The sequence below is a fragment of the Desulforamulus reducens MI-1 genome (assembly GCF_000016165.1).
In the GTDB taxonomy this organism is placed as follows: domain Bacteria; phylum Bacillota; class Desulfotomaculia; order Desulfotomaculales; family Desulfotomaculaceae; genus Desulfotomaculum; species Desulfotomaculum reducens.
This window is the reverse complement of the sequence record NC_009253.1, coordinates 2,872,515-2,887,654: the sequence shown is the minus strand read 5'-3', so window position 1 is coordinate 2,887,654 and position 15,140 is coordinate 2,872,515. Positions and strand designations below refer to the sequence as shown.

The following is a 15,140-nucleotide window of genomic DNA, read 5'->3' as shown; positions in this document are numbered from 1 at the left end:
CTGTTTACATCCTTTTTAGGCCACTTCGCCGCTGCCTTGAATAACCACCTTAACCTTTACCCTAATTTCACTGTTACAAAATACCTCGTCCCAATCCTGTTTCTCCACCAATTCTGGCCAGTATATTCTGGCATATTTACCCAACAAAATTGCATCTACTCTGTATTTATACTGTAAATCTTCAATGAAACTTTCGCACTGCCTTTTAACCTGTTCTTCCAGGGCTTTTTCAGCTAGTTCTACATTTTTTTCTTCACCGGCAAACCGAAAATCTCCTAAAGCTTCCGCCACCATTCCTTTTAGCTTAATTTCTACTTCAAAGACAGGTTGTCCATTTTCCAGCTTTGCTTTAACAGAGCGTTTATTTCCCCCTTCAAAGGCTATTTTTTTTACTCCCCCCTGCTTATCTGTAAGTTCAAACAATATATCCCCTTTTTTTTCCTCGCCCCTTAGCCAGGTTAATACTCGCATATCCTCGGCATTAATCATAGCCACCATCTTATACTTTTTAAATAAAGCTGCTCCGGATATTTTTATCTTGTCCTGCCCATGAATACTAAGTACCGGTAACACCGGATTAAAACCAGGAGTAAGGGCATTAATTCTAAAATTATGTATGGTCTCGTCCGGGATAAAGTTATTTTTAGATGAATTTTTAAACATATCAAGTACATTTTCGCCTACAGTCTGAAAATTCTTTGGCTTAAGATAAAATATATCCTTAGCCATACCATCCACAACAGCTAAATTAGGGGTCTTACTGATCCTTGGGTTGCGATATAATATATCAAATGTTTCCTCCAAGCCCCGGCTGGCAAGTTCTTTACCAAATAAAAAACCCTTCAAATCCCCCACAGATATACTGCGGGCAGACTTGTTACCCCGGTCAACCCGGGTGTCCCCCACTGTTTCCCCTTCTGCCACCAGTACATCGGACTTTTCCCTGGCCTCTCCTACAACAGGGTTGTTTATATATAGATAAAATTTACCCTGGCCCTTTATTTTTTCATAATCAAATCCGGCTATAAAGGGGATCACTATATCCTTTACATCAGCAGCATCCCAGCAGCCAGTTGTAAGTACAGTTATCAATAACAAAAGCAGTAAAACAGCTTTAGGTTTGATCTTTTTCACCATCTATTCCCCTTATTAAAGAGATAAACCATAATAACAAAGGAACAATTATTAAGAAAACCAGTCCCACTATACCTATTTGCGAGCTAATGGCCACTGTCTGTTCAAAACTATCCGGATACGAAGCTACTGCTAAAGCAATAGGGAAAATAACTATTGTTATAAGACCAGGGGCATTAAGGCCCAGCATTTTTTCCGCTGTATAGCGACTGGCAAAATAATAGTTACCTATAGGTCGAAAGGCTACAAAAACATAAAAAATAACGAAAAAGAACTCTGTCCTCTCAATCAACGGTGCAGTATAGGTTTTTAATAAAACCATCAAACTAAAGCGAACCTTACCTATGACAAAGGGTCCAAAGACCCCCAAGGCAGTAATAGTTATCCCTAAATAGATGAACAAAACTATAGTAATGGCAGTTAACCCTGCTTTAACAGTTTCTTTTTTATTTTGTACCATGTGGTAAAACACCAATAACAACTCCATACCAGTATAGGCAAATATTGTCTTTGAGGCTGCTATTAAAATATTACTGATCCCGGCATGGCCTATAGGTTGGTAAAAGGTAAGATCAATATTGGGAAAAGCCAGTACTAAAGACAGGAATACAATAATTGCTTCATAAAACATCAGTTCATTGACCCGGCCTAAAACCCTAGCATCCTTGGACCCCCAATAAGTAATAACCGAAAGAATCAGCACTACTAAAGCCCACCGGGGTGTTGCAGGAAACAAATATATCTTTAACATATGGACAAATGTACTAGTAATAATAGCAGCAGTAACAATGGTATAAAATACAAAGACCAGCGAAATTAGTTTACCCAACCATTTACCCAATATCCTTTCGCTATATTCCGCCAGGGTTAACCCAGGAAACTTGCTGCAATTTAAAACAATGGCAACTAGCCCCACCAGTGGTAGCAAGGCTCCCATGGCCACCGATATCCAGGCATCCTGTTGAGCCACTTCGCCCGCCGAGTCAGCCAGGGTTAAAATACCTACCCCTACGGTGGAACTGACAATAATAAAAATCAGCTGTTTACTGGTGATAACATTGGCATTTTTTCTCATCTTAACCTCGTAAACATCCTCTGTATGTGGTATTTTCAATCATTCCTTTTTGCTTCCAATCCCCCGTATCACAGCAATTAACCATAAAATCAAAGGCATAACAATTAAAAAGCCAATTCCTCCATACCCAATCATGGTACTAATGGCTACTGTCTGCTCAAAATTTTTAGGAAACAAAAAAAATGTAAATACGAGGGGAAGCAATATTACCGTCATAAGACCAGGGGCATTGACACCAAATATTCTTTCCGCTGTATAACGACTGGCAAAGTACATGTTACCTATGGGGCGAAAGGCTATAAACACATAGAAAATAACAAAAAAGAACTCTGCCCTCTCAATTAACGGTGCAGTATAGGTTTTTAATAAAACCATTAAAGCAAACCTCAACTGGCCTATGATCACTGGCCCAAAGACACCCAGTACAACCAAAACTAAAGTTAAATAAATAAACATGACTATGACAAGTCCTGTTACACTTGCTTTAACAAATTCTTTTTTATTCTGTACCATAGGATAAAATACCATTAAAAATTCCACACCAAGTAAAGCTAAAAATGTCTCCGATGTTCCCTTTAGGATATTCATCATCCCGGCATGGCCCACTGGTCGAATAAAGTTATAATCAAAATTTGGTATAGCTAATAATAACGCCACATATAAAACCAGCGCCTCATAAAACATCAATTCATTTACCCGCCCTAAAACCCGGGCGTCTTTGGAAACTAAATAAGCAATAAGTGAAAAAACTAGTGCCCCCAGTACCCACACAGGAGTTACGGGAAATAAATAATTCTTTAACATACCAACAAACAACCTGGTAATTATGGCAGCGTAGACAAGTCCATAAAACACAAAAATCAATGATAATAGTTTACCCAACCATTTACCCAATATCTTTTCTGCATATTCCGCCAGAGTTAAGTCAGGAAATCTACTGCCAATTAAATTAACCAAAAATATACCTGCTAGGGGCAATGAACCTCCAATAAGCAGGGATATCCACGCATCCTGTTGAGCACTTTTTCCCACCGCTTCCGGTAGGGTTAATATCCCCACCCCAATGGTAATGCTGACAACAGTAAAAAGTAATTGTTTACTGGTCATTACATTACTATAATTTTTCATTAAACTCACTCCTGGGGAGTATCCCCCATGCGCCGGTTATTTACATGAGGAATAGAAGCAGGTCGTTTTTTGTGTTTCCAAAGGTTTGAAACCACCATGGTATCTCCCAAATCAGCATAGCGTGTGGGTGCCAGTGGTGCCAAATAGGGTATCCCGAAACTCTCCATAGAAGCTAAGTGAATAGTAAAAAACACCCAGCCCACCGCTATACCCAAAGCACCAAATATGGAGGCCAGAATCATCAGGGGAAACTTAATCAGTCTAATGGCTAGCGCCATACTGTAATTGGGAAATACAAAGGAACTAATGGCTGACAGGGCAACCACCACCACCATTAAAGGACTCACCAAATTAGCCTGAATAACCGCCTGTCCCAGTACAATACCGCCTACCACACCAAGGGTTTGTCCCACTGTTTGCGGCAGGCGCAATCCCGCTTCCCGCAAAATCTCAACCACAATTTCCATAAACATGGCTTCTGCCAGGGCAGAAAAGGGTACCTTCTGCCTGGCTTCCGCCACTGCCAGCAATAAGTCTGTAGGTAACAGAGAATGGTGAAAGGTAACTAAAGCGATATAAATAGCAGTAAGGGTAGTAGTAAGCAAAAAAGCAAAATACCTGGTTGTGCGGGCCAATGATCCAACAATTAACCGTTCATTATAATCCTCGCTGCCCTGCAAAAACTGGATAAAAAGGGTGGGTACAACCAAAACATAGGGAGTACCGTCAATCAGAATGGCTACCCGACCCTCCAGTAAATTTGCCACCACCCGATCAGGGCGTTCGGTACCAAATACCTGTGGAAACAGGCTCCAGGGATGATCTTCAATAAATCTTTCAATATAACCTGCTTCCAGAATAACATCAGTATTAATTTGAGAAATACGGTGGCGAACTTCCTGTACAATCTTGGGGTCAGCTATATCAGACATATATGCCAGTGCCACTTTAGTTCTGCTACGTTGCCCAATTCTGGTAACTTCAATAGCTAGCTTGGTGGATACTATTTTTCTTCTAACAAGGGCTAAATTTACCGCAATATCCTCGATAAAGCCCTCTCTGGAACCACGCATCGTACGTTCGGTTACTGGTTCCGTAATATTTCTTCTCTCACCGCCTTTGACTTCAACAATCAATACCTGCTTGTTACCTTCTATTAGTAAAACAGCATTGCCAGTTAATACTTCCACTAACATATTCGCCAACAACGTGGTCTTTTTAACTGTAGAGGTGGATAATACTTTTTGGGCAATAAAATCCAGTGCCCCTACGGTCATGCTGGGTATTTCCTTTACCCGTTGTAACCTGTTCAATACATCTTTATGGATTACATCATTATCAATGATACCTTCAATATAAATTAAAACCGCTGGCGTACTGCCAATTAAAATCCTGCGTCGGATGATATCGCTACTACCACTGAGACCTTGAAAAATGACTTGCTCATCCTTGTTGAGGTTACCACTTAAGCCGTCACCCTCTTCTGCCCCGGTAAGTATCTGTTGTTGTATTAAATTTTTAGCCCTCTTCCATTTGCCAAAAATATTTTTTAATGTCATCTTATCACCAACCCTAGATTATCTTGTCACAATTAGAAAGTAATTATTGGTACAAAAAAAATAACTTATATTTTATTTTTTCTAAAGATATCTTTTCCTGGTAAAGATTAAACCTATAATAAAGGAGAGCAAAATACAGAATAGAATGATGCCAGTAAAGGCATAGGGATATTCCTTTAGGGGTAGCACCACATTCATACCAAAGAAACTTGCTATCATTGTGGGCACTGCCAGAATGATGGTAATGGAAGTTAAAAACTTCATAACAATGTTTACATTGTTTGAAATGACCGAAGCAAAGGCATCCATCATACCACTCAAAACATTACTGTAAATGTGGGCCATTTCTATGGCCTGCTTATTTTCAATTATGGCATCTTCTAAAATTTCCTTATCATCTTCATACATCTTAAGATAGTTATTCCGTAGCATCTTTTCCATTACCATTTCGTTTGCTTTTAAGGAGGTCGTAAAATAAACTAGGCTTTTACTCAAACTCAAAAGGGAGTACAATTCTTCATTTCGCATGGACTGGTGCAATTCTTCTTCAATTTTATTAGTTTTCTGATTAATTTGTCTCAGGTATTTCAAATAGTAGGTTGCTATCACATAAAGTATTTGTAATACAAAGCGAGTTTTTTTAAAGGTATAAAACCCTTGAACTTTTTTTTGAATAAAGTCTTGAATAATGTCATTTTCCCTTAAAGTTATTGTTACAAAATAATTCTCTGTAACAATAATTGTGAGAGGAATGGTATCATATAAAAGGGCGTTCCTTTGCTTGCTAACGGTCACCGGGATATCAATAATAATCCAAATATAATGATCTTTTCGTTCAATTCTAGGTGTTTCTGCCTCGTCTAAGGCATCTGGGATAAATTCATGTTCGATATTTAACAGAGTGAGAATCTGTGCAATTTCTTTTTCTTCTGGATTTACGATACTAATCCAGGAGCCTGTCTCAATGTTTTCCGTTTCTACCAATGTCCCATCTGCCCTGGATATATATTTTTTTAGCATAATTAAAGCTCCCCCGGTTCTATTGTCCTTTCATATTATGCCCGGCATGCTTTGGATCAATAATTTCTACTAATGATAAACAAAAAATAGCTTATTCCTAGGGTATGAACGGTTGATCAAAGGAACTTATGTTAAGATAATAAAAATACGAGGCCACAAAAGGAGAGAGAGAGCAGTGTTTTGTCAGTTGGATCAAGTAAAACAGATATTGGATATGGCATCAGCCGTAAAAAACATACTAAAAGAAGAAAGGTTTCTTAATATCGACTTAGATAGAAAGTCTTGTTCCATCCTTTATGGGTTACTTCTCTTAAAGGATTATGATGTTTTTATTCAAAGGGGAACGGTTAGCTTTGAGGGAAGGGAATTTCCTCACCATTGGACTGAAATTTACCTTGACGGAGAAGCTTTTATCTTAGATATAAACTTGGTTTCCTCGGCTAAAGTTGAAAACCGTTCAGAGGATATATATTTTATGCCGGAGGAAGATGCGGTCAAAGATTATGGCTATCAAGCTCTTCAAGAGTATGGCTGGAAAAAAGAGGACTGTCAAAGGGAAATATGGCAAAGAGTGTTAAAAGAATTAAATATCTCCAAAAATGTAGACCAGGTGTTAGAAGAGATTGAGGAATACAGTCTGTAAAAAAAGAGAAAACCCGGGATAGCCCGGGTTTCCTTATTTGGGGAACGCCAAAAACAAAAATAAACCTACATACACACAACCTTATGAATAATCGACCTAATAGAAACTCAAATAGGGAACTACAACCAGACTTAACTAGCAAAACCTTTAATCACAGTATACTTCACAGAAAACCTCGTGAAACAAAATCCGTGTCAGTTCTTACTACTTAACTTCAGGCGCTCCCCTTATTTAGATTATATTGAATATTAAGTGAAAAGTAAAGAAATAGGGGAGAAAAAATATCAGGTAAATATTTACATAGATGGTTAGTCCTCATACTGTAATAACCGCCTTTCGCCTTCTAGGGACCGGATACCGGTAACATCCTGACTTACTTCCATTGTACCCACATAATGACCCTGTTCATCCCGTAGGGCAAAGTAGCGAATGTGAATAAATTTTTCAGCCAGTTCCAACCAGAACTCAGCAGTACTATGTTTGCCATGCTTAAAGTCGGATAAGATTTTTTCCACCATATGAACACTATCAGGTGGGTGGCAATTTTGCACTTTCCTTCCAATAATGGATTTGGTACGAACAAAGATACGCTCTCTGCCTTGGGAAAAGTATCTTACTGTATCGTCCTTATCTACAAAGGTAATATCGATGGGTATGTTGGTAAGGATGGTGTTGATTTGTTCCAGAGTCAGAAAGCCTGTATCCAGAGACAGTGCCTCACCGGTGGGTTCAAAGGAAATATTTTTTGTCGTAACGGCCTTCGGTTGCCAGAAGTTCCCATGGGGTTTAGAAAAAACCACACCGAACTCCTCATCCTCCTGTTTGATTTCTGCCCATTCTTCCTCTGTCAAAGTTTCCAGCAGCATGGGGGTTAGAATGTTTTCTTCCTTAAAAATCATTTCTGATATTTTATTTTTCATGGTTTCATAGGCTGTTTTAATAGCTCCAGCATCGCCTTCCTTTACCCTTGTCAAAAGGATTTTGCCCATATCCCGGATCTCATCATCCACCGACCACATAACCGATGGTGGCCCGGTAATGTTGTGTCTCTCAAGGTAAGGGAAGAGGATGTTTTCTTTTTTTGAGTAGTGCCTGTCCAGGTTATCCCGGAAGAAGGATAGGCGATCTTTAAATGCATCCATTTGGTTAGATGAAAAATAGTTATCCAGTTCCTCCAGAGCCTTTTTGATTTCTTCATTTTCATGCTTTATGGTGTACATGGGATGACCAAGAATCAAATTTGGCTTTTCATTTTCTTCCAGGGCGTCCCGGAATACCGCAGCGTGTACATCACAGAGTTTGGTAATTTCTTCGGGATTCATACCCTCACCAATCAAGGCCTGCTCCATATTTGCAATTTCGCTGGCATCAATATCCTTAATAAGGTTTTGAAAATCAGCTTTAACCTGATTAAAATCCTTTCCTTGATGCAGGTCTTTAATAATGGTCTTTAGCATTTGCTGTTTGGCTTCTTTGTTTCCAAGGTATTCGCTCATAGGTGTCCTCCTCATAGAAAGCTCTATAGTAAGTGATGCCCATTTCGAGCAAAATTATTATGAAAAAAGAAACTCCTTTCGATAGGAGTCATTAACAATTACACTTACCACAGGATGGGCAGAGGGGAGTACGACACTTCTTACAAACTCCCTTCTGGTCCGGTTTCACAGGATTGCCACAGTGGGCACAGTTCGTCAATTCATTGGGAATCAGTTCTGCTAAGCGAATGGATAGGACCATCCCATTATTAAACTTGGCGGTAACCAACTTACTGGTAAGGCAACCACCCAGGGAGATGCAGGGCCTTTGGGAAGGAACATGAAACAAAGGTTGCTTAAAATTTGGGAATATATCCATGGGAAACACCTCCGCTAACAGCATATGCAGTTCAAATTAGAGAGTTACCAGATAGAATCAAGAATAGATCAGTGTCACCAAAAATGTTTATATTAATTTGATAAAACAGCTTGTACCCTATGCCCTCAAATCAATACCCTTATAAGTATGGACGGTGGACAAAAAACCCACGATCGCTTCAGAAGAACCATTAACATATTAAAAGACCGCCACCGAATAAATCGGGGCGGTCTTTGGATTGTAACCTACTTTGGTAAACAATAGGTTGCAAACAATTTCCGTTATAGAAGTAAAGCTCTTACAATAATAAAGGTTAATGAAGCTAGAATCATTGTAATCGGTAAGGTGATGATCCAAGCAGAAACCATCGTTACAGCGGTCCCCCACTGCACAGAAGAGAATCTTTTAGCTGAACCAACGCCCATAATAGCAGAACTAATCACGTGGGTGGTGGAAACCGGCAATTTAATTAATGTAGCACCAGTAATAACTAGGGCAGATGTCAGGTCTGAGGCAAAACCACTGGCCGGTTCAAATTTGATAATTTTTGAACCTACAGTTTTAATAATACGCCAACCACCAACGGAGGTACCTAGGGCCATTGCCATTGCAGCAGAAACCTTTACCCACAGAGCCACATCTAAGCTTTCTTGAAACCCGCCTGCAACCAATGCAAAGGTAATAATACCCATTGTTTTTTGAGCATCGTTGGTGCCGTGGCTAAAGGCTTGGAAGGCAGCTGTAAAAACCTGTAAAAATCTAAAATTAGAGTTTAATTTATGGGGCGAAACATTAGCAAATATCATACGAATAATAGACATAATAATATAGCCCACGGTAAAGGCAAGTAAAGGGGATAAAATAAGACCCTCAATAATAGTTAGGAAGCCTTTAAAATTAACGGCAGTAAACCCTGCTGCGGCAATAACGGAACCTGCTAAGGAACCGATCAAAGCGTGGGATGAACTACTGGGAATACCATAATACCAAGTAATTAAATTCCAAATAATGGCTGCTATCAGGGCTGCTGCCACAACATAAACCCCGTGTTCAATGTTAGCGGGATTTGCTACTTTGCCACCCACGGTTTTAGCAACACCAGTAAAGGTGAGTGCACCCAATAAATTCATACAAGCGGCAAGAACAATGGCGGTTCTGGGCTTAAGGGCTTTGGTGGAAATAGATGTAGCAATTGCATTGGCAGTGTCGTGAAACCCGTTAATAAAGTCAAAACTTAACGCTAAGACGACAACGGCAATAATAACAATCTGTTGTTCCATAATCTGCCTTCCTTAATTAGGAATTTCGCATAAGAATGCTCTCAAGAATGTTTGCCACGTCTTCACAGGCATCGGTGACTTCTTCAAGCATCTCGTAAATCTGCTTATACTTGATAAACTGAATGGCGTCATTACAGGAGGCCACTAACTCTCTTAGGCTATTGTTAAAGAGATGGTCAGCTTCATTCTCCAGTTCATTAATCCTCACAGCGTGAGTACGAATTTCCAAAAACCTTTTGGTGACCAGTTTGCCAATGGACTTTTCGACCTCTTGGCATTGCTCCAAAATGATTTCTGTATTACGCTTAATAAAGATATTCATATCCTTAATGTCATAGATATCCATGCGGATCATCGTAGCTTCAATGCCATCAAGAATGTCGTCCAGCTTTACGGCCAAATTCATGATATCTTCTCGTTCCAAGGGTGTAACAAAGGTCTTGTTTAACTCTTTTATAATGGTATGAGTATAACGATCCCCAGTTTTTTCATAATTTTGTAGGTTTGTTAACCCCCTTTTGTCACTACTAGGGTTATGTATCTCGGCACTAAAATCCTCTGCGGCCCTAGTAATATTTTCTGCAATGGCTTTAAAGGTTTCAAAGAAGATATCAGTTTTCTTAAAAAACATATAGTCCCCCCCAAGGAGATATTTTAATCTAGTCCATGAAAGAGTATATCACATGGTGTGGCGGAATGTTAAAAATATGTAAGTATTTAAAGAAAAATTAACAATTAAGTGAAATTCAGTGCATAGTATTAATGATAGCTATCAAGAATATTCCTAAAAACATTCAAAGGTTGCGCTCCGACAATTTTTTTCTTGTTTTCAATGATAAAAGTGGGTAAACCAGCCACAAAATTTACAGCGTCATTTCTATTTTTCTTTACCCTGTCAGAGTAAACTGGATCATTTAAGATGGCAGCAGCCTTTTCCCGGGGAACATTCAGAGAGACCAGTAAATCAACCACTACCTTGGAGTTGCCAATATCCCTCCCTTCGGTAAAAAAAGACTTAAAAACAAGGCTATGAAACTCTTCAAACATATCAAGATCCTTAGCAAATTCTGTGGCCATTAAAGCCATATGCGTGTTGGGTAAAAAATCAACCTGATTTATTGAGATACCATACTCTAAAGCAGCTTGGTTATAATGAGCAAAGACCTGCTTTAAATCTGCGCCGGGCAGTATATTACTTAATTTTTCTCCCTCCGCTGCTCTTTCCGGACGAAGTTCATAACCTACCCAAGTAATATCCAAGGGATATTCTCTGGACAATTTTTCGACAATACCTTTGCCGATGTAACAAAAAGGTCAAGCATAATCTGAGAAAACGGTTAACTGTATTCTCTTCATAAATTCCACCTCTATTCAATTTCTCTCTTATTTTGTTCCATAAAAATAAATTAAATCCTTCACCAGAACTTTCTATCAAATTTTTTTGTGTTGAACATGCACTTTTCCTAAGGCTGCTTCGTAGCATAGAGTAGATAACTATTTTTGTTACGGAGGGATGATCATTGATCACTGGCATTGTTACGTTACTTGCCCTTACTATTCTCAATGGTATAGCAATTCTGGTTTCTTATATTTCTTCCGGCAGTTTACCGGATCCTTTATCCCCGGAAGAAGAAAGGGAGTTATTATTAAAAATGGCAACCGGAGATAAGTTAGCTAAAACGATTCTGATCGAAAGGAATTTGCGATTGGTTGCTAAGATTGCCAATAAGTTGAAAGATAGCGGTGTCGATAAGCAAGATTTGTTTCAAGTGGGGGTCATTGGTTTAATTAAAGGTGTAGATACCTTTGATATAAAGAAGGCGAGAAAGTTTTCCACCTATGCTGGTGTTTGCATTCAAAATGAAATGCTAATGATGTTGCGCAAGCAGAAAAGTGAGCGAAATACCATCTCTATTTCTGAACCTCTGGATTTTGATAAAGACGGCAGTCCTTTGGAGTTGCAGGATACCCTGGCCAATAACGAAATCCCGGTGGATGAACTGGTGGAGAAAAGCTTGGATGTGGAGAGGTTGGAAAAGGCCCTTCAAACACTTAATCCCAGAGAGAAAATCGTCATTAAATTACGATATGGTCTGGAGGGTGAAAGAGAGTTGACCCAACGGGAGGTGGGTAAGAGGCTAGATATATCCCGCTCCTTTATCTCCCGCATTGAGAGCAGTACCATCAATAAACTTTGTAGAGAAATGTCGCATTCATAAGCGGTGATAACGTGAATAGCTAAATATTTGTACAAAGTAAAGGCCCCCGAAACTCGGGAGCCTTTACACCTTTATTGTATTAGAAGGTAGCAACAACAGCACCTTTGTAGGTATCTTCAATGAATTTCTTAACTTCAGCACTCTTCAGGGCTTCAGTAAGTTTTTTAATCTCTTCACGATTTTCATCACCCTTGCGGATGGCTAAAATATTACCGAAGGTGTCCGCAGCCTCGGACTTAGCATCTTCAGCCACCAGAGCATCGGTGGGAACAAATTTAGCCTGTACAGCAAAGTTACCGTTAATCACAGCGCCGGCCAGATCATCTACGGAACGGGGCAATTGAGCAGCTTCCAGTTCAATTACTTCAACTTTTTTCTCTACAATATCCCGTACGGTGGCATTGATGCCAACACCTTCTTTAAGCTTCAGTAGACCGGCCTTTTCTAAAACAGCCAGTGCCCTGCCGCCGTTGGTTGGGTCATTGGGAATACCGATTTTGTCGCCTTCTTTGAAATCACTAACAGCTTTAACATTTCTGGAGAAAAGACCCATTGGCTCAAAGTGAATTTTAGCTGTATAGGAAAGTTCCAGGCCCTTCTGTTTATTAAAATCTTCGAGGTAGGGAAGGTGTTGGAAGTAGTTGGCATCCAGTTGCTTGTCATTGAGAGCCAGATTGGGCTGTACATAATCATTAAACTCAACAATCTCTAATTGAATACCGTCCTTTTCTAGAATGGGCTTAACAACTTTTAAAATTTCTGCATGGGGAACTGGGGTAGCACCCACCTTTAATATTTTAGCGTCTTTGCCGGGGGCTTCGGTTTTTTCCTTTGTTTCGCCACCACAACCGGCCAGAACCAAGCTCAAGGTCAGTAAGCAGGCAACCAAAAATGCAAACTTCTTTTTCATTTTAACTCCTCCTAGTTTTTATTAAATTTATCGGCAAATATGTTTCCCAGGGATTGAATAATTTGCACCATAATAATCAAGATAACTACGGTGGTTACCATTACCACCGCATCAAAACGCATATAACCGTAACGAATCGCCAGGTCCCCGAGGCCACCTCCTCCCACGACACCTGCCATTGCAGAATAACCAATCACAGCTATGGCAGTAATGGTCGTACCTAAAATAATACCGGGTAGGGCTTCGGGTAATAACACTTTACGAATAATCTGCCAGGTACTGGCTCCCATTGCCAAAGAAGCCTCCACCACACCCCAGCTCACTTCTTTTAAAGAAGTTTCTATCATTCTAGCCACAAAGGGGGCCGAGGCAACGGTTAGGGGTACAATGGCTGCGGTGGTTCCAATGGTAGTTCCAACAACCAAACGGGTAAAGGGAACCAGAGCCAGTAACAAGATAATGAAGGGGAAAGATCGAAAAATATTAATGATGGATCCCAGGACCCGGTTCAATGCCAAATTTTCTTTAATATGGCCTTTGTCGGTAATCACTAAAATAACTCCAAGGGGAATGCCTAATACCGAGGAAAGAATCACTGATACCATTGTCATGTAGAAGGTGTCCCAGGTGGCTTTGATGATTTCCGGTGAAAGGCTGGATAAATGGGAAAAAATTTCATTAGACATTTTTTAACACCTCGATTCTTAAGCCTTGTTTCTGTAAATATTCAACAGCCCTTTGACAGTTGGCTTTGGCTCCCATACATTCAATAATTAACATGCCAAAGGAGGTATCCTGAATCTGGTCAATGTTTCCGTAAAGAATATTAACATCAATATCATATTGTTTTACCAGGGTAGAAATTATCGGTTTATCTGTGGTGTCTCCAATAAAAGAAACCCGAATAATCTGCCCGTCGCCCTTTGCCAGCAGTCGTTCTTTAATACTGTCTGGTATATCAGTATTAATAATGGTTTGCACAAAGCGGCGGGTGGTGGGGTGTTGAGGTTGGGTAAATACATCAATAACCAGACCCTCTTCAATGATTTTCCCCTTTTCTATAACGGCCACAGAATCACAGATTTCCGAGATAACTTTCATTTCGTGAGTAATCATAAGAATGGTTAAATCTAATTTTCGATTTATATCCTTTAATAAGTCTAAAATGGAACTGGTGGTGGCCGGGTCTAAGGCAGAGGTGGCTTCATCACAGAGTAAAACAATGGGGTCATTGGCTAAGGCCCGGGCGATACCTACCCGTTGTTTTTGTCCACCGGATAGTTGAGATGGATAGGCATTGGCTTTGTCGGCCAGACCAACCAGTTTCAGCAGACGGATAACCTTTTCATTAATTTCTTTCTTGTTAAGTCCACAAATTTCCAAGGGAAAAGCAACGTTATCAAACACTGTCCGTGAAGACAATAGGTTAAAATGTTGGAAAATCATACCAATTTTTTGACGACTGGCCCTTAGCTCTGCTTCATCTAAGGAGGTTATTTCCTGCCCATTTACTTTGATGCTGCCCGAAGTAGGCTTTTCCAGCCTATTTACACAGCGGATTAGAGTGCTTTTACCGGCACCGCTAAAGCCAATAATCCCGTAGATTTCACCCTTACGAACCCGCAGGCTTACATGATCCAGTGCTTTGACCTCTCCGACACCGGAACCGTAAACTTTGGTTAGGTCTTTAATTTCTATCACATATATCAACCTTCCTAAAACTTAGTTCAAATGATGCATATCAAAGGGAGATAATTTCTGATATGCCAAAAAATTAAGCCTCTTCTGGCAAGACCAGAAGAGGCCATAATATACTTACGTCCCCTCCTTATCTTTCAGAAGATTATTCTTCTGCAGGAATTAGCACCTTTCTTAGATAAATGCCTAAGAAGGTTGCCGGGCGTCTCAGGGCCAGTCCCTCAGCCTCTCTGGATAAGAAGAAATCAAATTATTTAATTGACTAATAATGATTTTATGCTATGTTTTTTTATTTGTCAATAAAAAATTAACTATAAAAAGAGATATTCTGAAAGATTTGCTAGTTCCCAAATTTGCATGAATATCATCCAGAGGAGAAAACTAATATTGATTTGCAGTAGAAAGGAGAGGTCAATATGAGCAGAAAGCTTAAATCTAGAGATGCGGGAAAACATAAACAAGTTCCAAAATATTCTACGGATCGTAAGACTGTAAAACCACCTCCGGATAATACCGTTGGGGTTACTTATGTTTAAATCTAAATAAGGATTACGGTGGAGATGGCCGACCTATCGGCCATCTTTTATGTTAAAATAAAAAGAATACTTATTAATATTGGT

At 39.7% G+C, this 15,140-nt stretch carries 15 protein-coding genes and 1 riboswitch; of the genes, 2 read left to right on the top strand and 13 right to left on the bottom strand.

Annotated elements, in window-relative coordinates:
- Nucleotides 1-15 precede the first annotated feature (15 nt).
- The 5 genes from DRED_RS14230 to DRED_RS14210 form a co-directional block, all read right to left on the bottom strand.
- On the bottom strand, nucleotides 16-1,137 hold the full coding sequence (locus tag DRED_RS14230; protein ID WP_011878969.1) for a Ger(x)C family spore germination protein: 1,122 nt from the start codon (nucleotides 1,135-1,137) through the stop codon (nucleotides 16-18).
- Nucleotides 1,115-2,248, bottom strand: a complete 1,134-nt coding sequence (locus tag DRED_RS14225; RefSeq protein ID WP_011878968.1) for a GerAB/ArcD/ProY family transporter — start codon at nucleotides 2,246-2,248, stop codon at nucleotides 1,115-1,117. The genes DRED_RS14230 and DRED_RS14225 overlap by 23 nt, the downstream gene beginning before the upstream one ends.
- Complete coding sequence (locus DRED_RS14220) at nucleotides 2,249-3,337, bottom strand: GerAB/ArcD/ProY family transporter (protein WP_011878967.1); 1,089 nt, start codon at nucleotides 3,335-3,337, stop codon at nucleotides 2,249-2,251. It abuts the gene before it with no gap.
- Between the two features lie 5 nt (nucleotides 3,338-3,342).
- The gene (locus DRED_RS14215; RefSeq protein ID WP_011878966.1) at nucleotides 3,343-4,896 is read right to left on the bottom strand and encodes a spore germination protein; all 1,554 of its coding nucleotides are present in this window, start codon (nucleotides 4,894-4,896) and stop codon (nucleotides 3,343-3,345) included.
- Between the two features lie 81 nt (nucleotides 4,897-4,977).
- Complete coding sequence (locus DRED_RS14210; RefSeq protein WP_011878965.1) at nucleotides 4,978-5,916, bottom strand: magnesium transporter CorA family protein; 939 nt, start codon at nucleotides 5,914-5,916, stop codon at nucleotides 4,978-4,980.
- 175 nt (nucleotides 5,917-6,091) lie between these two features.
- Here DRED_RS14210 and DRED_RS14205 point away from each other — a divergent pair, with 175 nt between their 5' ends.
- Nucleotides 6,092-6,559, top strand: a complete 468-nt coding sequence (locus DRED_RS14205; RefSeq protein ID WP_011878964.1) for a hypothetical protein — start codon at nucleotides 6,092-6,094, stop codon at nucleotides 6,557-6,559.
- A 308-nt stretch (nucleotides 6,560-6,867) separates the two neighbouring features.
- On the opposite strand, the gene DRED_RS14200 is transcribed toward DRED_RS14205, so the two are convergent.
- From DRED_RS14200 to DRED_RS14180, 5 genes are all read right to left on the bottom strand, one after another.
- Nucleotides 6,868-8,055 (bottom strand): DUF438 domain-containing protein, encoded by a 1,188-nt coding sequence (locus DRED_RS14200; protein WP_011878963.1) that lies wholly within the window; start codon nucleotides 8,053-8,055, stop codon nucleotides 6,868-6,870.
- Between the two features lie 91 nt (nucleotides 8,056-8,146).
- Nucleotides 8,147-8,413, bottom strand: a complete 267-nt coding sequence (locus tag DRED_RS14195; protein ID WP_156779673.1) for a hypothetical protein — start codon at nucleotides 8,411-8,413, stop codon at nucleotides 8,147-8,149.
- Nucleotides 8,414-8,694: 281 nt separating this feature from the next.
- Nucleotides 8,695-9,693, bottom strand: coding sequence for an inorganic phosphate transporter (locus tag DRED_RS14190; protein ID WP_011878961.1), 999 nt, complete (start codon nucleotides 9,691-9,693; stop codon nucleotides 8,695-8,697).
- A 16-nt stretch (nucleotides 9,694-9,709) separates the two neighbouring features.
- Nucleotides 9,710-10,324 (bottom strand): DUF47 domain-containing protein, encoded by a 615-nt coding sequence (locus DRED_RS14185; RefSeq protein WP_011878960.1) that lies wholly within the window; start codon nucleotides 10,322-10,324, stop codon nucleotides 9,710-9,712.
- A 128-nt stretch (nucleotides 10,325-10,452) separates the two neighbouring features.
- The gene (locus tag DRED_RS14180; RefSeq protein WP_083755182.1) at nucleotides 10,453-10,995 is read right to left on the bottom strand and encodes a DsbA family oxidoreductase; all 543 of its coding nucleotides are present in this window, start codon (nucleotides 10,993-10,995) and stop codon (nucleotides 10,453-10,455) included.
- Between the two features lie 218 nt (nucleotides 10,996-11,213).
- On the opposite strand from DRED_RS14180, the gene DRED_RS14175 reads away from it, so the two are divergent.
- Nucleotides 11,214-11,912, top strand: a complete 699-nt coding sequence (locus tag DRED_RS14175; RefSeq protein ID WP_011878958.1) for an RNA polymerase sporulation sigma factor SigK — start codon at nucleotides 11,214-11,216, stop codon at nucleotides 11,910-11,912.
- Between the two features lie 79 nt (nucleotides 11,913-11,991).
- On the opposite strand, the gene DRED_RS14170 is transcribed toward DRED_RS14175, so the two are convergent.
- Genes DRED_RS14170 through DRED_RS14160 form a run of 3 tightly spaced genes read right to left on the bottom strand, consistent with a single transcriptional unit; the run spans nucleotide 11,992 to nucleotide 14,523 of the window.
- The gene (locus DRED_RS14170; protein ID WP_011878957.1) at nucleotides 11,992-12,822 is read right to left on the bottom strand and encodes a MetQ/NlpA family ABC transporter substrate-binding protein; all 831 of its coding nucleotides are present in this window, start codon (nucleotides 12,820-12,822) and stop codon (nucleotides 11,992-11,994) included.
- Between the two features lie 11 nt (nucleotides 12,823-12,833).
- The gene (locus tag DRED_RS14165; protein WP_011878956.1) at nucleotides 12,834-13,508 is read right to left on the bottom strand and encodes a methionine ABC transporter permease; all 675 of its coding nucleotides are present in this window, start codon (nucleotides 13,506-13,508) and stop codon (nucleotides 12,834-12,836) included.
- Complete coding sequence (locus tag DRED_RS14160) at nucleotides 13,501-14,523, bottom strand: methionine ABC transporter ATP-binding protein (protein ID WP_011878955.1); 1,023 nt, start codon at nucleotides 14,521-14,523, stop codon at nucleotides 13,501-13,503. The genes DRED_RS14165 and DRED_RS14160 overlap by 8 nt, the downstream gene beginning before the upstream one ends.
- 124 nt (nucleotides 14,524-14,647) lie before the next feature.
- A riboswitch (SAM riboswitch) is annotated at nucleotides 14,648-14,761 on the bottom strand.
- Between the last annotated feature and the right edge of the window lie 379 nt (nucleotides 14,762-15,140).